The following is an 18,856-nucleotide window of genomic DNA, read 5'->3' on the forward strand; positions in this document are numbered from 1 at the left end:
TCACACCATAATTTTGGACGGGTCGCTTCGTCTTAAGCCGTTTCTAACCACAACCTGATGCCGCTCAGCACGCACAAACAGCAGACACCGTCCCTTGGACGCTCAAGAGACAAACAGAGAACGGAGACGGTTTTTGCCGTTGAAAGCGGGCCAAAACGTCGTCCACTGCGACACACACGGTCAAGAGGCAAAACCTCCAACCCCCGCCAACCGTGGCGCTCCCGACAACAAAAAACCCCGACTGATACCAGTCAGGGCTTTGATGTTGGTGGAGAAGAGGAGGATCGAACTCCCGACCTCTGCATTGCGAACGCAGCGCTCTCCCAGCTGAGCTACTCCCCCTGCGACCTGATTTTAACAAAATTGCCTTGTCACAGCGCAATTTTTTCGGCGTAATCCGGTCCAAACATCAGAGCACTAAGGCAGCACGAAGGTGGTCCAAAGCTGGCCATCAGTTACCAGTTCCCTCCCACCGCCTAGGAACATAATCTGCTGCCAGAATGGTATTCACATCAGCCACATGGTGGCATTTATGAAACTTCTAAATAGGCTTTCCGGTTATCCAGCAAGTCCCGCGGGCATGGAGCGTCCTGTTCTTCGTGCCATTCCTCGTATTCTTGTGTACGGCATCGTTCTTCTAGGGCTACCTTCACTGCTGGTACGCTTGGTCGAATGGCCAGCAACAGAACAAGAAATCGAGCGTTTGACCACGACGGTGGATATTTACGCATTGGCTCTATTGATGGTTCATTTGAACGTAGTCGTTTTTATTGCGACCTATGCGATCATCATTATGGTGATGAAAGGGCCGGGCTATGTCGCAGATGCTTATCCGTTGGAGGACGCTGATGCGCCTGCCAAGCCGCTGCGCCGTGGGAACTGAGTCCGTACGAGGGATATAATGCCTCGTTAGCTGATTCATTTTCCAAGGCCTTAGATCAACAATGACAACCATTCTTGAAGACGTTCCTACCGGCCAGAAGGTCGGTATCGCATTTTCTGGCGGGCTCGATACCAGTGCCGCCTTGTTGTGGATGCGCAATAAGGGTGCAATTCCTTATGCCTATACCGCCAATCTGGGTCAGCCCGACGAACCCGATTATGACGAAATTCCCCGTAAAGCCATGCAATATGGCGCTACAGCAGCCCGATTGGTGGATTGCCGTTCGCAGTTGGTCGCCGAGGGAATTGCAGCGCTTCAATGTGGCGCCTTCCACATCTCGACAGCAGGTGTAACCTACTTCAACACGACGCCGATTGGCCGCGCTGTGACCGGCACCATGCTTGTTGCGGCAATGAAGGAAGACGACGTCAATATTTGGGGCGATGGCAGCACGTATAAGGGTAACGACATTGAACGCTTCTATCGCTATGGTTTGCTGACGAACCCGGATCTAAAAATCTATAAGCCATGGCTGGATCAGGTTTTTATCGATGAGCTCGGCGGGCGTTCGGAAATGTCCGAATACATGCGTCAAGCGGGCTTTGATTACAAGATGTCGTCCGAGAAAGCCTATTCGACTGATTCCAATATGTTGGGTGCGACCCACGAAGCGAAAGATCTGGAATACCTGAATTCCGGTATCAAGATTGTCCAGCCTATTATGGGCGTGGCCTTCTGGCGCGACGAGGTCGAGGTCAAGCGTGAAGAAGTCACGGTGCGCTTCGAAGAAGGGCAGCCAGTCGCACTTAACGGTGTTGAATTCTCTGATAGCGTAGAGCTGTTGCTCGAAGCCAATCGCATTGGCGGGCGCCACGGTCTGGGCATGAGCGATCAGATCGAAAATCGTATTATTGAAGCCAAAAGCCGCGGTATCTACGAAGCCCCGGGCCTGGCCTTGCTGTACATTGCCTACGAACGCCTGGTGACTGGCATTCATAATGAAGACACGATCGAACAGTACCGCGATAACGGTCGCAAACTGGGCCGCCTGCTGTATCAAGGGCGCTGGTTCGATCCTCAGTCGATCATGCTGCGCGAGACCGCACAGCGCTGGGTTGCTCGCGCCGTCACGGGCGAAGTCACCATTGAACTACGCCGTGGTAATGATTATTCGATTCTTGATACGCGCTCGGCCAATTTAACGTATAAGCCTGAACGTCTTACGATGGAAAAAGGCGAGTCGATGTTCTCGCCCCGCGACCGCATCGGCCAGTTGACCATGCGCAACCTGGACATCATCGATACCCGAGAAAAACTGTTTACCTATGTAAAGGCGGGTCTGCTTACGCCGGCAGGTAACGCTGCATTGCCGCAATTGAAGGACAAAAGCGAAAAGTAGACGACAGTGTTTTGTAAATGACGGCGCCTGCTTCAACAGGCGCCGTTTTTTTTCAATTGATCTGGCCGAGCAGCAAAAACTCCATCAACGCTTTTTGTACGTGAAGGCGGTTTTCGGCCTCGTCCCATACGACGCTTTGCGGTCCATCGATAACGTCGCCAGTGACTTCCTCACCGCGATGAGCCGGCAGGCAGTGCATGAAGATAGCCTCCGGATCGGCGACGGCCATCATTTCGGCGTCAACGCACCAATCGGCGAAGGCCTTGCGACGCTCTTCGTTCTCGGCTTCATAGCCCATGCTGGTCCAGACGTCTGTCGTGACCAGATGCGCACCACGACAGGCTTCCATGGGATCAGCGAATTCTTGCAATACTGATGGTGCTGGCTGGCCGATGCGTTGCGGGTCGAGCTGGTATCCGGCGGGCGCGGACACGCGCAACTGGAAATCGAGCATTTCAGCAGCCTGGAGCCAGGTGTAGGCCATATTGTTGCCGTCACCTATCCATGCCACTGTTTTGCCCGCTATAGGCCCCTGGTGCTCGATAAAGGTGAAAATATCGGCAAGGATCTGGCAAGGGTGGAACTCGTTGGTTAGCCCGTTGATGACCGGCACGCGCGAGTGTGCGGCGAAGCGCTCGATGCGAGTCTGCTCGAACGTACGGATCATGATTACATCAACCATGCGCGAAATGACGCGCGCTGTGTCCTCGATGGGTTCCGATCGCCCAAGCTGGGAGTCTCCGGTGGTAAGATGTATGACGGAACCGCCGAGTTGATACATACCTGCTTCGAACGATACTCGCGTACGTGTGCTGGCTTTTTCAAAGACCATGGCCAGGTTGCGATCGTGAAGCGTGTGGTGCGGCTCGTAGCGCTTGAATTTATTCTTTATAAGACGAGCGCGATCCAGAACATATTGGATCTCGGTTTTCGATAGGTCGCGAAATTGCAGAAAATGCCGAAGTGGACCTGTTTGCGATATGGCGCCAGACATAATAAGCCTTGTGTAAAAGAGCCATCTTACCCTGCAAGATGGCTGTCAGCAAAAAACGGTTTGGCCTTTTGAAGGCCAAATTAACTGCTCTTGGCCTGGCGCCCCGGTCAGGCAAGCAGTCCATTGAAGTGGCTATCATATACAATTCGCGGCGCAGGGAAAGTTTTGTACACCTGAAATGGGTACGATTGTCCGCGGAAGTCTATGACACATCTTGTGCAGCAATTAGTAATTCACGGTATCACACTGGAAGGTCACCGTTTTCGCCCTAGTGATTGGGCAGAGCGCCTTGCCGGTGTCATGTCTCAGTTTCGTCCTGCCGGCTCTAGTGGCGGGCCCAACACCTACTCGCCTTATGTTGTTCCTGTCGTCGTCGACGGGATCCGTTGCGTTGTCGTAGACAAGCGCCTGCGCGAACTGGAGCCTTTGGCATGGAAGTTTGTTTATGACTTTGCCACTGACAATCACCTTCAGCTGACCGAGCGCGATATTGGATAGCCGCGTTTGCCAGCTGCCTTAATTCATTCTTGTTTTCTTCGCTCCATGATTAATTCAACACGTCGATTACTGGCGCGGCCTTCAGGCGTATTATTGGAGGCGAGCGGTTTGGTATAGGCGTTGCCGACGGCGCGCAAGCGGCCACTGGCGACGCCATTTGCTTCCAAATACCGAACAACGCTGGCGGCCCGTGCGCCCGAAAGTTCCCAGTTTGACGGGAAACGGCGATTGCGCAGCATGGGTACCGAATCGGTGTGACCTTCCACCGTAATCGAGTGTTCAACACTGTTAAAGACGGGAACCAGCTGTTTGAGCACTGCCAGGCCTTCAAGGCTCAGGTCCGCCTGGGCCGTGCTGAACAGGATCTCGTTTTTTATCCGGAAGCTTACTGAACGTTCATTGACGATCACGTCTATATCGTCTCCCAGTTTGTCGAGCGGTAAGCCAGCCAGCAAATCGATGGGTTGTTCTGCCGCTTCCACCTGCTTTTGGGGCGGCAGAGTGTCGGTGACCGGAATGGGTAACGGTGTTTCAGCAGCCGGAGTCGATAATGGGGCGGATAGTGCTACGTCTGCTGTTTCGGCTTCTTCCGTTAATGCCGCTACGTCTGCCAAGTCACTACCTATTTCGCTTGCGATGGTGTCTGCAGGCATCTGGCTATCGCGGCCCCGCTCCGTAGCCGTAGAGGCATCCTCGGGTGCAGGCTGATGGGAGTGGCGTATACCGATTTCCGGAAGCAGTCCGTAAGGAGCTGGCAGTAGTCCAATGCCAATGGGAATGGGCGTCACAAGGGTAGGGCGTTCAGAAATCGCGGTCGGGATAGCAGCTATCGCGTTATTTTGCGCAGGGGACGATGTCGCTTGCTGGAAGCCTTTCAGTGCGTTTGTGCCAGAGAACGATAGCATCACCACCAATAGCACCAGAAGCAGGGTCATGACGTCCAGGTAGGTGGTGAACCAGCCTTCATCCGCGTGATCTTGCGCGGCCACATGCCATTGCCTGCGATTTGGCTTACGCCGTGCGTGGCTGTTGGCCCTGCGCGCGGCGGCAAGCTCGGCCTCGAGCTCGCGTTGACGCGCCGCGATACGAGAAAGAGGGGTATCCCCGCGTTGGGCCCGCATGCCGTTATCGCGGACCGATTCATACCGGTTAGTGTTGTTAAGCATTGCGCGCGGTTTCAGGACTCGGTCGTGGCTTGCAGGCGGCGGCTGCTATCGTCGTTGATTTCATCGTGATACTCGGCCATGAACGAATTCAGCGTTTCGCGCATTAGGGTGGGGCTGCGTTTTTTGCACATCATGGAAATGCCCTGTAGCACCATATTCATTAATGCTACGCGCTGTTCCGTGCGTCGCTCGAGTTTTACGGCAACGGGTTTGAATAGCAGGTTGGCAAGCAATACGCCGTAGAAGGTCGTCATTAACGCTAATGCCATATGCTGACCAATTGAAGTCATGTCGCCATCGCCTAGCAAGAACAACAAATTGACCAGCCCAATCAGCGTGCCTACCATGCCGAACGCCGGTGCATAGTTGGCCATCATTCGAAATAATTGGGCTTCAGCATGTTCCTTGGCCCGCAATCTGGCAATGCGCCATTCCAGCAGGTCGAGAATGTCTTCCTCAGGAGTCATATCGATAACCAACTGCACGCCAGTTTTCAGGAAGGGGTTCGAGATAGTCTCAAGTGCTTCTTCGACCGCTCGTATGTTGCCCCCCATCCATATGCGCGAAATGGCGACAAGATCCTCGATGTCGTTGGCGGTATAAAGATGCTCATTTCGCACTACCGTACGAATCAATCCAAAAATACGGACCACTTCGCTTAGCGGGTAACTGATGAAAGTGGCCGCCAGCGTCCCGACCAGAACGATCGCCAGGCTCGGAAGGTCAATGAACAGTGCCGGGTCTTCTGCCGAGAAAAACAGCACCACCCCCAGCAGTAGGACGCTGGCTACTATGCCTATCAGGGTAGATGGATTCAGGAAGCGAATTTTTTGCATCTTTTCTTACTTAGAGCGCCGGTATGGGAGTAATGATCTTGCCCGTGCTGGCGAACGCCTCGGCGTTGTCCAGAACAAGGTCTGCCATGGCCTTGCGGGTTTCAGTAGTGGCGCTGGCGATGTGCGGTACAAGCACGACATTATCCAGGGTTTTCAGGGCGTCCGGCACTTTCGGTTCTGATTCGTAAACATCAAGGCCTGCACCACCCAGCTCGCCGCTTACCAAAGCGTTGACCATTGCGTTCTCGTCAACGACAGAACCCCGCGCAATATTTATCAGTATTCCGTTAGGGCCCAGCGCTTTCAGGACTTCTTGATTCACTAACTGGCGCGTTGACGCACCGCCAACGGTGGCAACAATCAGAAAATCGGCCCATTTCGCCAAATTTACCAGCGAGGCTTCGTAGCCGTATCCTACATCGGTACGCGCGTTACGATTGTGGTAACGGATCTCCATATCGAAGCCAGCTACACGCTGCGCGATGGCCATGCCGATGCGACCCAGACCAATAATGCCTACCTTCTTACCGCTGACCTTTGCGCCCAAAGGAAACTTTAAGTCGGTTCCCCATTGATTGGCTCTTACGTAACGATCCCCCAGGGCGAGCTTGCGCGCCGTCGCCAACAGCAAGCCCAGGGCAAGGTCTGCCACGCAGTCGTTAAGGACGTCTGGGGTATTGCTGACTTGTATGCCCTTTTCTTGGGCATACTTCACATCGATGGCATCGTAGCCTACGCCGTTACTGCAAATGGCCCGCAGATTGGGCAGCTTGTCGATAAGGTCGGCGCGTGTGGGCGTCATGGCGCTCGTGATCAGTGCCACAATTTCGTGTTGATGGGCCGCGATTGTCGCGTCGGCGTCCGCTTCTTTCCAAAGCTCGATTACTTTAAAGCTTTGTATCAGGCGCGCCTGGCTTTCAGGGAAAGGGAACGGCAGAAGCTGGAGCAGAACGGGTTTGCTGGTTGTCATTGATGCCTCATAGATCGATTAGTTAATTCTTTTTGCAAACCGAACTATAACCGCAGGCGCGCATAACGAAAAACGGGACGCCTTAGCGTCCCGTTCTGGCCGAGCATAATGTTTTGCCGACTAAACCATTACAGCAATCAGGCTAAAGCTTTAACCGCAGCAGCAAGACGGCTCTTGTGGCGAGCAGCCTTGTTTTTATGAATGATGTTCTTGTCGGCAACGCGGTCGATAATGCTGGTAGTTTTCTGGAAAACTTCAGCAGCCGCTGCTTTGTCGCCAGCGTCGATAGCTTGACGTACACGTTTGATCGACGTACGAAGCATTGAACGCAGGCTGGAGTTGTGTTTGTTGCGCTCAATCGATTGACGAGCGCGTTTTCGAGCTTGGGCGGTATTGGCCATAGTGTTGCGTATCCGATTTATTAGATCTGACTGATCTGCTAGGTTTAGTTTGGCAAAGACGGCTATTCTATATCACTTGCGCCGCCGTGTAAAGTCAATAGGCCTGAACCCGCAAGCAAACAGCATTGCGAAATAGGCCAGCGCACTGCCAAAAATGACCCCGGCCAGCCATAAAACCCTGAGCCACGGAGTGGCACCTAAGGCGACCCAGTCCAGCGACTGGTCGGCCGTCCAAAGTACCGCCGACACTGCGGCGAGGGCCGGTATGATTTTAATCCCGAAACGGATCCATCCGGGACCGGGCTCATAAAGCTTGCGTCGGCGCAGCAATACCACCAGCAACAGGGCGTTTACGCTTGCCCCCAAGCCGATCGACAGTGCAAGGCCCGCATGAGCAAACATCGGGACAAATATGACATTGAAGACTTGGGTCAGTATCAGGACGAAGATGGCGATTTTTACCGGCGTGCGGATGTCTTGTTTTGCATAGAAGCCGGGGGCCAGTATCTTGATGGCAAGAAGCCCGATCAGCCCCGCAGAATACGCCATGACAGCCAAGCGTGTCTGCATGACGTCTTGTCCGCTAAAAGCGCCGTAATTGAATAAAGTGGCCACCAACCCATCCGACAGCAAAGCCAGTCCAAGCGCGGCCGGAAGACCTAACAGCAGTACAAGGCGCAGGCCCCAATCCAGCAGGGCGCTGTAGGCCTTGTGATCTTGTTTGGCGTGGGCCGCCGACAAGCTGGGCAGCAGCACGGTGCCCAGCGCTACGCCAAGCAAGGCGGTGGGGAATTCCATCAACCGATCTGCAAAAGAGAGCCAGGTCACGCTCCCCGGTCTTAGCCAGGTCGCGATATTGGTATTGATCAGCAGGGATACTTGCGCGACCGACACGCCCAGAATGGCGGGCACCATTTGGCGCATGATGCGACGTACGATCGGATCTTGCCATGCCTGGCGAACGCGAAGCGAGTAGCGCGGCATGAGCCCCAGTCGCGCTAAGGCGGCCCATTGCACCACAAGTTGCGCGACGCCGCCTATCATGACTCCGCCCGCCAATGCATAGATGGGCGTTTCGAAATAGGGCGTAAGAAACAGACTCGCCCCGATCATGGAGACGTTCAGCAGTACTGGCGTGAATGCCGGTATGGCAAAACGGCTCCAGGTATTGAGGACCCCCGACGCAAACGCTACGAGCGACATGCAAACGATGTAGGGAAACATCAACCGTGTCATCCATACCGCGGCATCGAATTCCGTTTGTTTAGCAGCGGTGGTCATGCCGCTGGCCATGGCACTGACCACCCACGGTGTGGCCAGCATGCCGGCCAGAGTGACCAGCATAAGGGCGAACGTGAGCAGCAGTGCGACCCGATCGAGCAGAACACGCACTTCTTCAGCGGACCGGGTGCTGCGCACGTGCCCCAGAATGGGTACGAAAGCTTGAGAAAATGCCCCCTCGGCAAACAGGCGGCGCAACAGATTGGGAATGCGAAACGCTACCCAGAACGCGTCGGTCAGTGGCCCCGCTCCGAATGCGCTGGCAATGAGGACGTCACGCAGCAATCCTGTTATGCGTGAAAACAGCGTAAAGCTGCTGACCGTGGCGGCCGACCGTAGCAAACTCATTGCTGCTGTCGCTTACCTTGGCGCCATGCGGATTGCGCCATCCAGACGGATAGTCTCGCCATTTATCATCTCGTTTGTGATAATGCTGTTGACGAGTTTTGCATAGTCTTCAGGGCGCCCCAGGCGATGAGGGAAGGGAACGCTTGCGGCAAGCGAGTCCTGCACTTCCTGCGGCATACCAAAAATCATGGGGGTGCCAAAGATGCCGGGTGCGATGGTTACGCAACGGATACCCACCTTGGACAAGTCGCGTGCAATCGGCAAGGTCATGCCGACCACGCCCGCCTTGGAAGCGGCATACGCAGCCTGACCGATTTGTCCGTCATATGCTGCTACGGATGCGGTATTGATCAGGACGCCGCGTTCGCCCGTCGGTTCAGGCGTGTTGTCGCTCATGGCAGCAGCTGCCAGACGCGTCATGTTGAAGGTGCCAACAAGGTTGATCATGACCACTTTCTGAAAGAGATCTAACGCGTGTGGTCCATTTTTGCCGACCGTACGTGACGCGGGCGCTATGCCGGCGCAGTTCACCAGCCCGAAAAGTGGGCCCGCTTTCAGTGCCGCAGATACGACTGCCTGGCCATCGGCCTCTTGTGTAACGTCGCAATGAATATAGGTTTGACCCAATTCCGCGGCGAGTTTTTCACCGGCCTCGTCTTGCACGTCGGCCAATATGACTCGCGCTCCTTCAGCCACAAGCATGCGCGCGGTGCCGGCTCCAAGGCCCGAGGCGCCGCCCGTAACGATAAATACTTTGTTTTTGATTTCCATGGACTTTCTCGATTGATCTTGATTGATACGTGAGTCACAGTGGCGAATACGCGCACTTCAATCCCGTCGAAGTGCGCGTATTTTTCTGTGGTCTGAACGAAAGCGACGACTTAAGCCTGCAGAGCCTGAAAGACCCGGTCTTTAATTTCGTCGACGGTACCCAACCCTGAAAGCTGCCGATAAACCGGAGCTCCGTCAGCGCCTGAATCGGCCCACTGTGAGTAATAATCGACCAGTGGCCGGGTTTGATCCCGATACACGGAAAGACGGTGACGCACAGTTTCTTCCAGGTCGTCGTCACGTTGGACCAAAGGTTCGCCGGTAATGTCATCCAGCCCCGAAACCTTAGGGGGATTGAATTTGACGTGGTAACTGCGTCCACTTGCCGGATGAACGCGGCGGCCGCTCATGCGTTCGATGATGTTTTCTTCCGGGACCACAATTTCAACCACGAAATCGAGTCCCACATCGGCATGCTTGAGAGCATCGGCCTGGGGAATAGTCCGCGGAAAACCGTCGAACAGATAGCCATCCCGGCAGTCCGGCTCTTTCAGGCGGTCGCGTACCAAACCGATGATGATGTCGTCGGATACCAAGCCGCCGGAGTCCATGATTTTCTTGGCTTCAAGGCCAAGAGGGGTTTGAGCTTTGACCGCAGCGCGAAGCATATCGCCGGTTGAAATCTGGGGTATGCCAAATTTTTCGGTAATGAAAGCCGCTTGGGTACCTTTACCCGCACCGGGTGGACCGAGCAGAATCAGTCGCATTAATTCCTCCTGAGTTCGTTTTTCTGATTTTTCCGATTATGCCGCAATGCAGCAATCTTTGCACGAACGGTACAGGAGTGAACCTGCGGACCTTTGGTGGGCATGGAATCAGTGAAGTTGAAGTGGATTTATAACCGATTTACGAAGCTTTCGCGTACTCGGGCTAGATCGTCCAACGTGTCGACGCCCGCCGCCGGATGTCGCTGGGTGATATGAACCGCAATAGAGTAACCGTTCTCTAGCGCTCGCAATTGCTCAAGCGATTCAAACGATTCCAGGGGTCCCACGGGCAAAGAAGAATAGCGCTTCAGAAATGCAACCCGGTAGGCATAGAGTCCGATGTGATGCAGGGCCGGCAATCCGGTCGCTACGCGCTGTTGGCCGTCGGCCAGGGCGTCACGCGCCCACGGGATGGGAGCTCTGGAAAAATAGAGGGCGCGCTGCTGCCGCGTACAGACAACTTTGACGATATTGGGGCTAAATAAGGCTTGCTCGGTGAGGATGGGTGTTGCACATGTAGCAATGGCAGCGTCAGGCTGTTCGGCCAAGAGCCTTGCCACCTTGTCTATCAGGAGCGGATCAATCAGTGGTTCATCCCCTTGGACGTTGACCACGATGGCGTTTGGCTCCAATGACAACAGTTGCGCTACTTCAGCAAGCCGATCGGTGCCGGTGGGGTGATCCGAACGCGTCAGTAACGCTTCGAAGCCATGTTCTTGCACCGCGGCCAGGATCCGGATGTCGTCGGTAGCTACCACGACTCGAGCCGCCCCCGAAAGGGCAGCGCGTTCCGCGGTGCGCACCACCATGGGCTTGCCAGCGATGTCTAATAGCGGCTTATCGGGCAAGCGGGTTGAAGCGGCCCGAGCCGGAATGACGGCAATGAAGGTCATGGTTTAGATAGGGGTGCTGGGATTGGGCGCCGTCGGCGTGAGCTCGCGTGCTTCGTTTTCGAGCATGACGGGTATGCCGTCCCTGACTGGAAAGGCAAGCTTGTCTGCCCGGCATATGAGCTCCTGCTGTTCGCGGTCGTAATGCAGCGGTCCCTTGCAAAGAGGGCAGACCAGTATTTCAAGCAGGCGGGTTTCCATGCGCAGCTCCGAAGAATCAAAGTTCAAAGGACAGAGTTTAATGCCTGGCGCCTACCGCTGCCATTTTGGCTTTCTTGTCGGCAATAACCCGCAGCATTTGCTCGGCGAGATCCAGCCAATCGGGGTCCGAAAATTTCGGCGAGGCATGCACAACCCATAGCCGTGCATCTTGGAATTGTTCGCACTTTACGGCATCTTTGCTGGTAATGACGATGTGTTCCGAAGCTAGGGCTGAAAAAGGGGAGCGCTCGTAAGCATCGTGGTCGGGCAGGCCTATGGTTTGCTCTAACGAGAGGCCGGCTGCCCTTAGCATGGCAAAGAACCGTTCAGGTTGGCCTATGGCGGCGACTGCAGCCACCGGCTTGTTTCCGTACTGGGCAAGCCATGCTGGCCAGTCCAGCGTCAGGCCAGTCGAAAGCTGTACCACGCGTTCGGGCACCAGGCGCATGCTCAACTGATGGGCTAAGGTGGCAAATGGCCGCGGTGCGATCTGCCCTGACTGTAGATTCGTAATCAGGAAGTCGACTGACTCTAGACGGCTGTCGGGTTCGCGCAGGGGACCCGCTGGAAGAACCCGCCCATTTCCCGTGCCGCGCGCGTCCTGAACCACAATCTCAATATCGCGGCCCAATGCAAGGTGTTGCAGGCCGTCATCGGCAATCACGACGTTGATACCCGGGTAGGATTTTTGCAATTTTTTCAATGCCAGCACCCGACTCGGGTGTACCGCTATGGGAACAAGCGTCGATCGCGCAATAAGGGCGGGCTCATCGCCAAATTCAGCGGCCGAAAGCACGCCTTGTCCGGACCGGGCGTGTTGTCCAACTTTGGCCCCGTACCCGCGGCTAATGACGCCAGGACGCCAGCCGCGTTCCTGCAGCGCCTGCACCAAAGCGATAACCACAGGCGTTTTGCCGGTGCCGCCGACGAAAATATTGCCTACCACCACTAAGGGCAAGCGGCTGTGATAGACCAGCTCCGGTCGTTGAGCATAGCGCCGGTGCTTGTAGGCAACGGCCCCAATCACGGGCAAAGAGAACGGCCACAGTAGAGCGCTGAGCGCGCCCTTGCGTTGCCATGCGGCGTGCAGCGCCTGGCTCAGGTGAATGGGAATTCTCACGGCGAGCTCTGCGTAGCAAAGTTAACGCGACTTATTCCGGCGATTCGCGCGGCTTCCATGACACGTACGACGGACTCGTGGGTGGTTTGGGCATCAGCATTGATTACCAGAACGTTATCTTTGTGCTCGCCTGCCGCGGCCAATAGGGCTTGAGCAATTTCCTGGCTGCTGGCGCCAGGCAGTATTTGCCCGTCCAGAGCATATAGGCCTTCCTGGCTGATGGCAATATTGAGCGCGTCGATATCGGCGGCATCTGCCTGGGCTTGAGGCAACGCAACCTTTAGCTGGCTAAATCGAGTGAACGATGTGGTGGCTGCCAGGAAAATCAATATGACCAGCAATACGTCAATCAGTGGTATCAGATTGATCTCGGGCTCGTCATCGCTTTGCCGGCTGCGAAAGTTCATTGTGCTGCTCCGCGGTTAAGCAGATGATTCAGCACATTGGCCTCGCGCTCCATTTGATGCAGGAAATGGTCGACGCGCGATCGAAAATACCGATGAAAGATAAGGGCAGGAATGGCGATAATGATGCCAAAGCCAGTGTTATACAGGGCAATCGAGATACCGCGCGCTAACTGTGAAGGATCGCCGCCTGCGGGTGTATACGAAGCAAAGATCTCTATCATTCCCACTACCGTGCCAAATAAACCCATCAGTGGCGCGACAACGGCAATGGTGGCCAAGGCCGGTAAATATCGATTTAATCTATGGGCCACATCTTTGCCCACATCCTCGATTGCCGCCAGTCTGAAGGTAGCGGATTCATTTCGGTTCACAATAACCTCTGCGAGGATACGGCCCAGAGGGGACGTGCCCGCAAGGCGAAGAAGCGCTTCCGGACTGTCATTCTTCTGTCGCAAAAGCTCGAGCACTTGTCCGGGAAGGCGACGTGGAAACACAAGCTTGCTACGTAATGACAGAAACCGTTCGATAATCAGGGCCAGGCCAAGAACGGAGGTAGCGATCAAAAGCCATATAGGCCAGCCTGCTGCATGAATGATTTCGAGCAATGGTGTCTCCATTCGCAAGGGTTAACAGATTTGCATTTTACAATCGTTAGCGCTCCGCTTGTTCACGCTTAATGCACTCGGCCACATGACGGAATATTGCCCTAAGAAACTCGGGCGTTTGGCGGACCAGGCTTAGCGAGTATCGGGGAAACCGGAGTGGTCCGAAAATGGCGTGGCGCCGGGCGTTCGCGTAATCGGACGGTCGGAAAGGCATGAGAAATCTAAATAAACATCCGCCAAATGGCGTGCTTGGTAGCTTTCCGGAGGGTATCCACAAAATCTGTGGATAATTCTGTGCATAACTTATGGCATAGGCCCTATTTGGCGGGTTGTAAGGTTCAATGGCTAATTTGAGCTCACAAATCGGCTTTTAGGAATATCGTTTATTTTCAATGGATTACGTACGTCTCTTAAAGCAGTTGTCGATCTACAGGCGCGATTGGGTTGATATTTCATCAGTTTGACAAAATGATTTCTTCTGTGGACAGAAGTTGAAGGTGAAAGGTTTTTTATATGGATTCAGTGAATTTTGAGCTTGCAAATGACGGAATTTGGACCGTCACTCAGCTAAATCGCCAGGTAGGGCAACTGTTAGAGGCAAACTTCTCTCGCATCTGGGTACGTGGCGAAATTTCCAACTTTACTCAAGCCGCTTCAGGTCATTGGTATTTCTCAATAAAAGACGAAGGCGCCGCAGTCAAGGCCGTCATGTTTCGAGGCAGAGCACAGGCCACGGGATTTATTCCCAAACCGGGCGAGCGTTTCGAATTCCGCGTCAATGTCACGTTGTACGAGCCTCGCGGCGACTATCAGCTTCAGGTTGAAAGCATGCGGCGTGCCGGCAGGGGCGACCTGCACGAAGCTTTTTTGATATTAAAGGAAAAGCTCGCGGCTGAAGGTCTGTTCGATCAGGGCCGGAAGCGCGAAATCAAACCCATGCCGCTAGCGGTCGGGGTGGTCACATCAATGGCCGCAGCGGCTCTTCGCGATGTGCTGACTGCGCTGGCGCGTCGGGCGCCGCATGTGCCGGTCATTATTTACCCTGCACCGGTTCAGGGAATGGATTCCGCTGGTAAGCTCGTTCAAGCGTTACAAGACGCCATCGCGCGCAATGAAGTAGATACTCTGCTGCTCGTCAGAGGGGGCGGAAGTCTCGAAGACTTGTGGAGCTTTAATGACGAAACTCTGGCGCGCACCATCGCGTCGAGTCCCATTCCAATTATTAGCGGAGTAGGCCATGAAACCGACTTTACGATCGCCGATTTTGTTGCCGACCTTAGGGCACCTACTCCGACTGCCGCAGCGGAATTAAGTTGCCGGACTCGGCAAACATGCCTGAACCAGGTAGACGCTGCCTTTAATGCATTGACAGTGAGCCAGCATCGGCTTCTGGAACGTGCCGGTTTGCGGCTGGATCGGGCGGTAGCCTGTCTGGTGTCACCTCAACAACGATTACAGCAACAAAATGAACGGTTGCAAGTCTTGAAGAGTCGGCTTGCCCGCGCCGCATCAGCACCGCATGATCGTCATGCGGCCCGCCTGGCCCTGATCAGGGCCAAACTGGCTCATGCCCAGCCACGTTTGCCAGAGCTGCGCAACGAACTAAACCGACAGATTCAGCACCTTTCAACTTCGACCCAACGGCTGATTGAGCGCCGTGGGCAGCGACTGAAGGCAGCTTCGCAAACGCTGGAAGCCTTAAGCCCAAAAAATATCCTCGAGCGCGGCTATGCCATCGTGCGCAACGAGGACGGGGAAATCATAAAAAATGCGTTAGACTTAAGCGTTGGCGAGCGGCTGGCTGTTGAGCTGGGTCAGGGCAGCTTGCAGGCTAATGTGCTGCAGGTCCATGCATTGCTGTGAACCCCCGATCAGTCCTCGCCAGAAAAACTGAACATGCATTTGTTTGGTACTTCCGCTGCTTTTTATAAGGAATTCGAACATGGCTTTTACACTTCCCCCGCTACCTTACCCGCTTGACGCCCTAGCCCCACATATTTCGAAGGAAACTCTGGAATACCACTATGGCAAGCACCATCAAACCTATGTCACCAACCTGAACAATCTGGTTGCCGGCACCGAGTTCGAGTCTGCTTCCCTGGAAGAAATCATTAAAAAATCGTCTGGCGGCGTTTTCAATAACGCTGCGCAGGTGTGGAACCATACTTTCTACTGGAACAGCCTGACACCAAAAAGCAGCGGTCAGCCGTCGGGTGGGCTGCTTACTGCGATCAACGACAAGTGGGGCAGTCTCGACGCTTTCAAAGAAGCATTCAATAAGTCGGCCGCCGGTAACTTTGGCTCGGGCTGGACATGGTTGGTGAAGAAGTCCGACGGTTCGCTGGACATTGTCAATACCAGCAATGCGGCAACACCCATCACCACGTCCGATATTCCGCTCCTTACCTGTGACGTATGGGAGCACGCCTATTACATCGATTACCGCAATGCGCGCCCGAAGTATCTGGAAAATTTCTGGAATCTGGTGAACTGGGAATTTGCTGCGGCTAACCTGGGATAAGTGTTTTAGAAGAGCGGCGACCCGTGGGTCGCCCGTGAACCCTCGGGGTTGAAAACTTTCCTTTACCTGGATTTCTGTTCCAGCGTTTGGGGTAGTGTTCAATTCCGGGGGTTTTTGCCGGATGGAATCGAGGTGACGGTTGGTGTGATCGACCATGCTGTGGACGACGCCTGCTGTCGATCGATAAATCCCAGAGTAATGCGCTAACATAAGTCTGAATATGCGACGCTTGGTTTTCCATTGGCGTTGCATCATGCGATTTCAGGCATTTCTCTTTTCTTTGACTCCCGGGTTTAATCATGACAACTCAAGCTTTCATTTGCGATGCAGTCCGCACACCCTTTGGTCGCTACGGCGGCGGCCTTGCCTCGGTTCGCGCCGATGACCTTGCTGCCGTCCCTCTAAAGGCGTTGATGCAGCGAAATCCCGATGTAGATTGGGCTCGCCTCGACGACACCCTGTTCGGGTGTGCCAATCAGGCGGGGGAAGACAATCGTAACGTGGCAAGAATGGCAACGTTGCTGGCCGGTTTGCCTATCGAAATTCCCGGAGCAACCATCAATCGCCTGTGTGGTTCTGGACTCGATGCCATCGGTTCGGCGGCACGTGCTATCCGTTCCGGTGACGCTCACTTCGTTCTGGCGGGCGGCGTTGAAAGCATGAGCCGGGCCCCATTTGTCATGGGCAAGGCCGACAGCGCCTTTTCGCGCAATGCGTCAATTTACGACACGACGATCGGATGGCGCTTCGTCAACAAATTAATGAAAGCCCAATATGGCGTTGACTCGATGCCTGAAACGGCCGAGAACGTCGCTGAGCAATTCAAGGTGTCTCGCGCCGACCAAGACCTGTTCGCTTTGGCCAGCCAGACAAAAACGGCGGCCGCGCAATCGGCAGGCGTGTTCAAGTCCGAAATTGTCCCCGTATTGATCGCCCAGAAGAAGGGCGATCCACTTGTGGTCGATACCGACGAACATCCGCGCGCCACAACTTTGGAAAGTCTGTCTCGCCTTAAGCCGGTAGTGCGTCCCGACGGAACGGTTACCGCCGGCAATGCCTCGGGCGTGAACGATGGCGCGTGTGGCTTGCTGGTCGCTTCTGAATCCCTGGCGCGTGACCAGGGTTTGACACCGAGGGCTCGTATCGTTGCCATGGCAACTGCCGGCGTCGAGCCACGCATCATGGGCATCGGTCCAGCACCCGCTACGCAAAAGGTCCTCGCCTTGGCTGGTTTGAGTTTGGATCAGATGGACGTAATCGAACTTAACGAAGCTTTTGCTGCGCAAGGCCTGGCCGTAACCCGTCTGTTAGGTTTGGACGACAACGATCCGCGCGTCAACCCCAACGGTGGCGCCATTGCTTTGGGACATCCGCTGGGCGCGAGCGGTGCCCGCTTAGCCATCACAGCGGTGAATCAATTGCATCGCACCGGCGGACGATACGCGTTGTGCACCATGTGTATTGGTGTCGGGCAAGGTATAGCCGTGATCCTCGAACGCGTCTAGGGTGCGACGGCGCGACCTGGAAATTCACGGGCTGCTTTTGGGCAGGTTCGAGACGGTTGCGCCGGCTTTAATTTTATGTCGATCGAACCAACCCCGTTCCATCTCTAATGCATAGACGGCCGGGGCAGTGGGGCAGTGCTCTTCAAGACTATGGGGCCGCATATCCGCTATATTCACAATACGCCCCTTGGCGTCGATGAATGCAATAGATAAGGCGAGCGGAGTATTCTTCATCCAGAAGCAAGGCATGCCAGCATTGTCGAATACGAACAGCATGCCATGATCGCGGGGCAACGATTGCCTTTGCATCAAGCCATATGATCGACTGCTGTCCGTAGCAGCGATCTCTACGTTCGCAGTATGCGAGCCGATCGTTAATTGGGTCGTTGGCAACAACATACCCTGTGCGTTGACGGACAGCGGTATCAAAGTTAAGGCAAGCACTGCAAGCAGGCCACGAAAAAAAACAGGGCGCGTACGCCCTGTATACCGATAAAATTCAAACATTGTTATTAAGCAAACCCATTTGTTGCGTGCGATTAGGCAGCCGTAATATTAAGGGCTTGTTTACCTTTTGGTCCTTGTGCAATTTCGAACGCGACTTTTTGACCTTCTTTCAGGGTTTTGAAGCCGTTCATTTGGATGGATGAAAAGTGCGCAAAAAGGTCTTCGCCCCCATTGTCTGGGGTAATAAAGCCGAAACCTTTGGCATCGTTGAACCATTTAACGGTTCCTGTCAGCTTTTGGGTGTCTCCAGGTGCAGAGGTTGCGGTTGTATCGGACATTCGGACTGCCTCTCGACTATAGTATAGGGTTGAAACTCGACTACAAGGGTTAGCTTTAGCCTACGTATTCTGGCATGCCAACAGTACTTCCCAGCAGTCAGAATATGGTGATAATGCGCAATTTGCCCTTACCAAGTCAACTATGGAAACCACTAGTATTGTCATGGCTACTCAAATCGAAAACCAACGCGATACGGTGTTGGATCGTCAGGCAGCAAAGCTTGCACCTCCGCCCATGTATCAGGTGGTATTGCTCAACGACGATTACACGCCGATGGACTTTGTTGTGGTGGTGCTGCAGCGGATTTTCGGTAAAAGCGAAGACGAAGCGGCACGCATTATGCTAAAGGTCCATCATGAAGGACGCGGCGTGTGCGGGGTTTATCCACGCGATATCGCGGCCACCCGCGTCGAAATGGTTCGACAGCTTGCGCAGGCGCGCCAGCATCCGCTGCAATGCGTTATGGAACCAGCGCCTCAATAACAGATCTAACCTTTTTCACAACGG

22 protein-coding genes and 1 tRNA gene are annotated in these 18,856 nt (G+C 54.6%); 7 read left to right on the forward strand and 16 right to left on the reverse strand.

The window, feature by feature from the left end; genetic code table 11:
- Nucleotides 1-266 precede the first annotated feature (266 nt).
- Nucleotides 267-342, reverse strand: a tRNA-Ala gene (locus EKL30_RS01590).
- A gap of 190 nt (nt 343-532) precedes the next feature.
- On the opposite strand from EKL30_RS01590, the gene EKL30_RS01595 reads away from it, so the two are divergent.
- Together EKL30_RS01595 and argG are read left to right on the forward strand one after the other, a co-directional pair.
- Nucleotides 533-883 carry a hypothetical protein gene (locus tag EKL30_RS01595; RefSeq protein WP_126705436.1) on the forward strand — a complete coding sequence of 117 codons (351 nt, stop codon included), beginning with the start codon at nt 533-535 and terminating at the stop codon, nt 881-883.
- 61 nt (nt 884-944) lie between these two features.
- Nucleotides 945-2,282 (forward strand): argininosuccinate synthase, encoded by a 1,338-nt coding sequence (gene argG / locus EKL30_RS01600; protein WP_126705437.1) that lies wholly within the window; start codon nt 945-947, stop codon nt 2,280-2,282.
- Nucleotides 2,283-2,334: 52 nt separating this feature from the next.
- On the opposite strand, the gene argF is transcribed toward argG, so the two are convergent.
- On the reverse strand, nt 2,335-3,276 hold the full coding sequence (gene argF, locus EKL30_RS01605) for an ornithine carbamoyltransferase (protein WP_126705438.1): 942 nt from the start codon (nt 3,274-3,276) through the stop codon (nt 2,335-2,337).
- A gap of 204 nt (nt 3,277-3,480) precedes the next feature.
- On the opposite strand from argF, the gene EKL30_RS01610 reads away from it, so the two are divergent.
- Entirely contained in the window at nt 3,481-3,774 is a 294-nt protein-coding gene (locus EKL30_RS01610; RefSeq protein ID WP_126705439.1) for a DUF3579 domain-containing protein, read from the forward strand.
- A gap of 23 nt (nt 3,775-3,797) precedes the next feature.
- Here the strand turns inward: EKL30_RS01610 and EKL30_RS01615 are convergent, their stop codons facing one another.
- From EKL30_RS01615 to EKL30_RS01670, 12 genes are all read right to left on the reverse strand, one after another.
- Nucleotides 3,798-4,940 (reverse strand): OmpA family protein, encoded by a 1,143-nt coding sequence (locus EKL30_RS01615; RefSeq protein ID WP_126705440.1) that lies wholly within the window; start codon nt 4,938-4,940, stop codon nt 3,798-3,800.
- A gap of 11 nt (nt 4,941-4,951) precedes the next feature.
- The gene (locus EKL30_RS01620; protein ID WP_370246201.1) at nt 4,952-5,776 is read right to left on the reverse strand and encodes a motility protein A; all 825 of its coding nucleotides are present in this window, start codon (nt 5,774-5,776) and stop codon (nt 4,952-4,954) included.
- A gap of 10 nt (nt 5,777-5,786) precedes the next feature.
- Nucleotides 5,787-6,746: a 2-hydroxyacid dehydrogenase gene (locus EKL30_RS01625; protein ID WP_126705441.1), complete on the reverse strand. Its 960-nt coding sequence runs from the start codon at nt 6,744-6,746 to the stop codon at nt 5,787-5,789.
- Between the two features lie 137 nt (nt 6,747-6,883).
- Nucleotides 6,884-7,147 (reverse strand): 30S ribosomal protein S20, encoded by a 264-nt coding sequence (rpsT, locus tag EKL30_RS01630; protein WP_126705442.1) that lies wholly within the window; start codon nt 7,145-7,147, stop codon nt 6,884-6,886.
- A 72-nt stretch (nt 7,148-7,219) separates the two neighbouring features.
- Nucleotides 7,220-8,776, reverse strand: a complete 1,557-nt coding sequence (gene murJ / locus EKL30_RS01635) for a murein biosynthesis integral membrane protein MurJ (protein ID WP_126705443.1) — start codon at nt 8,774-8,776, stop codon at nt 7,220-7,222.
- A 12-nt stretch (nt 8,777-8,788) separates the two neighbouring features.
- Nucleotides 8,789-9,547 (reverse strand): 3-hydroxyacyl-CoA dehydrogenase, encoded by a 759-nt coding sequence (locus tag EKL30_RS01640; protein ID WP_126705444.1) that lies wholly within the window; start codon nt 9,545-9,547, stop codon nt 8,789-8,791.
- A 110-nt stretch (nt 9,548-9,657) separates the two neighbouring features.
- Entirely contained in the window at nt 9,658-10,314 is a 657-nt protein-coding gene (gene adk / locus EKL30_RS01645; protein ID WP_126705445.1) for an adenylate kinase, read from the reverse strand.
- A 128-nt stretch (nt 10,315-10,442) separates the two neighbouring features.
- On the reverse strand, nt 10,443-11,207 hold the full coding sequence (kdsB, locus tag EKL30_RS01650; RefSeq protein WP_126705446.1) for a 3-deoxy-manno-octulosonate cytidylyltransferase: 765 nt from the start codon (nt 11,205-11,207) through the stop codon (nt 10,443-10,445).
- A gap of 3 nt (nt 11,208-11,210) precedes the next feature.
- The gene (locus EKL30_RS01655; RefSeq protein WP_126705447.1) at nt 11,211-11,405 is read right to left on the reverse strand and encodes a Trm112 family protein; all 195 of its coding nucleotides are present in this window, start codon (nt 11,403-11,405) and stop codon (nt 11,211-11,213) included.
- 37 nt (nt 11,406-11,442) lie between these two features.
- Nucleotides 11,443-12,525 (reverse strand): tetraacyldisaccharide 4'-kinase, encoded by a 1,083-nt coding sequence (gene lpxK, locus EKL30_RS01660; protein ID WP_126705448.1) that lies wholly within the window; start codon nt 12,523-12,525, stop codon nt 11,443-11,445.
- Nucleotides 12,522-12,932, reverse strand: a complete 411-nt coding sequence (locus EKL30_RS01665) for a biopolymer transporter ExbD (RefSeq protein ID WP_126705449.1) — start codon at nt 12,930-12,932, stop codon at nt 12,522-12,524. Before EKL30_RS01665 ends, lpxK begins: the two co-directional genes overlap by 4 nt.
- The gene (locus EKL30_RS01670) at nt 12,929-13,537 is read right to left on the reverse strand and encodes a MotA/TolQ/ExbB proton channel family protein (RefSeq protein WP_126705450.1); all 609 of its coding nucleotides are present in this window, start codon (nt 13,535-13,537) and stop codon (nt 12,929-12,931) included. The genes EKL30_RS01665 and EKL30_RS01670 overlap by 4 nt, the downstream gene beginning before the upstream one ends.
- A 513-nt stretch (nt 13,538-14,050) precedes the next feature.
- On the opposite strand from EKL30_RS01670, the gene xseA reads away from it, so the two are divergent.
- The 3 genes from xseA to pcaF all read left to right on the forward strand — a co-directional run bounded on the left by xseA (nt 14,051) and on the right by pcaF (nt 17,563).
- Nucleotides 14,051-15,400 (forward strand): exodeoxyribonuclease VII large subunit, encoded by a 1,350-nt coding sequence (gene xseA / locus EKL30_RS01675; RefSeq protein ID WP_126705451.1) that lies wholly within the window; start codon nt 14,051-14,053, stop codon nt 15,398-15,400.
- Between the two features lie 79 nt (nt 15,401-15,479).
- Nucleotides 15,480-16,058, forward strand: coding sequence for a superoxide dismutase [Fe] (gene sodB / locus EKL30_RS01680; protein WP_126705452.1), 579 nt, complete (start codon nt 15,480-15,482; stop codon nt 16,056-16,058).
- Nucleotides 16,059-16,357: 299 nt separating this feature from the next.
- Nucleotides 16,358-17,563 (forward strand): 3-oxoadipyl-CoA thiolase, encoded by a 1,206-nt coding sequence (gene pcaF, locus EKL30_RS01685; RefSeq protein WP_126705453.1) that lies wholly within the window; start codon nt 16,358-16,360, stop codon nt 17,561-17,563.
- Nucleotides 17,564-17,587: 24 nt separating this feature from the next.
- Here pcaF and EKL30_RS01690 read toward each other — a convergent pair whose 3' ends face one another.
- Entirely contained in the window at nt 17,588-18,007 is a 420-nt protein-coding gene (locus tag EKL30_RS01690; RefSeq protein ID WP_233582666.1) for a DUF192 domain-containing protein, read from the reverse strand.
- 95 nt (nt 18,008-18,102) lie between these two features.
- Complete coding sequence (locus tag EKL30_RS01695) at nt 18,103-18,348, reverse strand: cold-shock protein (RefSeq protein WP_073104075.1); 246 nt, start codon at nt 18,346-18,348, stop codon at nt 18,103-18,105.
- Nucleotides 18,349-18,511: 163 nt separating this feature from the next.
- On the opposite strand from EKL30_RS01695, the gene clpS reads away from it, so the two are divergent.
- Entirely contained in the window at nt 18,512-18,832 is a 321-nt protein-coding gene (gene clpS, locus EKL30_RS01700; protein WP_126705455.1) for an ATP-dependent Clp protease adapter ClpS, read from the forward strand.
- Nucleotides 18,833-18,856: the final 24 nt, after the last annotated feature.

The organism is Candidimonas sp. SYP-B2681, assembly GCF_003971065.1.
Taxonomy (GTDB): domain Bacteria; phylum Pseudomonadota; class Gammaproteobacteria; order Burkholderiales; family Burkholderiaceae_B; genus Pollutimonas.

Coding starts and splice junctions, on each gene's coding strand:
- clpS (WP_126705455.1), top strand. CDS start 18,512: ATGGCTACTCAAATCGAAAACCAACGCGATACGGTGTTGGATCGTCAG.
- argG (WP_126705437.1), top strand. CDS start 945: ATGACAACCATTCTTGAAGACGTTCCTACCGGCCAGAAGGTCGGTATC.
- argF (WP_126705438.1), bottom strand. CDS start 3,276: ATGTCTGGCGCCATATCGCAAACAGGTCCACTTCGGCATTTTCTGCAA.
- EKL30_RS01620 (WP_370246201.1), bottom strand. CDS start 5,776: ATGCAAAAAATTCGCTTCCTGAATCCATCTACCCTGATAGGCATAGTA.
- EKL30_RS01640 (WP_126705444.1), bottom strand. CDS start 9,547: ATGGAAATCAAAAACAAAGTATTTATCGTTACGGGCGGCGCCTCGGGC.
- EKL30_RS01655 (WP_126705447.1), bottom strand. CDS start 11,405: ATGGAAACCCGCCTGCTTGAAATACTGGTCTGCCCTCTTTGCAAGGGA.
- EKL30_RS01615 (WP_126705440.1), bottom strand. CDS start 4,940: ATGCTTAACAACACTAACCGGTATGAATCGGTCCGCGATAACGGCATG.
- EKL30_RS01695 (WP_073104075.1), bottom strand. CDS start 18,348: ATGTCCGATACAACCGCAACCTCTGCACCTGGAGACACCCAAAAGCTG.
- murJ (WP_126705443.1), bottom strand. CDS start 8,776: ATGAGTTTGCTACGGTCGGCCGCCACGGTCAGCAGCTTTACGCTGTTT.
- sodB (WP_126705452.1), top strand. CDS start 15,480: ATGGCTTTTACACTTCCCCCGCTACCTTACCCGCTTGACGCCCTAGCC.
- pcaF (WP_126705453.1), top strand. CDS start 16,358: ATGACAACTCAAGCTTTCATTTGCGATGCAGTCCGCACACCCTTTGGT.
- adk (WP_126705445.1), bottom strand. CDS start 10,314: ATGCGACTGATTCTGCTCGGTCCACCCGGTGCGGGTAAAGGTACCCAA.
- EKL30_RS01595 (WP_126705436.1), top strand. CDS start 533: ATGAAACTTCTAAATAGGCTTTCCGGTTATCCAGCAAGTCCCGCGGGC.
- xseA (WP_126705451.1), top strand. CDS start 14,051: ATGGATTCAGTGAATTTTGAGCTTGCAAATGACGGAATTTGGACCGTC.
- kdsB (WP_126705446.1), bottom strand. CDS start 11,207: ATGACCTTCATTGCCGTCATTCCGGCTCGGGCCGCTTCAACCCGCTTG.
- EKL30_RS01610 (WP_126705439.1), top strand. CDS start 3,481: ATGACACATCTTGTGCAGCAATTAGTAATTCACGGTATCACACTGGAA.
- EKL30_RS01625 (WP_126705441.1), bottom strand. CDS start 6,746: ATGACAACCAGCAAACCCGTTCTGCTCCAGCTTCTGCCGTTCCCTTTC.
- rpsT (WP_126705442.1), bottom strand. CDS start 7,147: ATGGCCAATACCGCCCAAGCTCGAAAACGCGCTCGTCAATCGATTGAG.
- EKL30_RS01665 (WP_126705449.1), bottom strand. CDS start 12,932: ATGAACTTTCGCAGCCGGCAAAGCGATGACGAGCCCGAGATCAATCTG.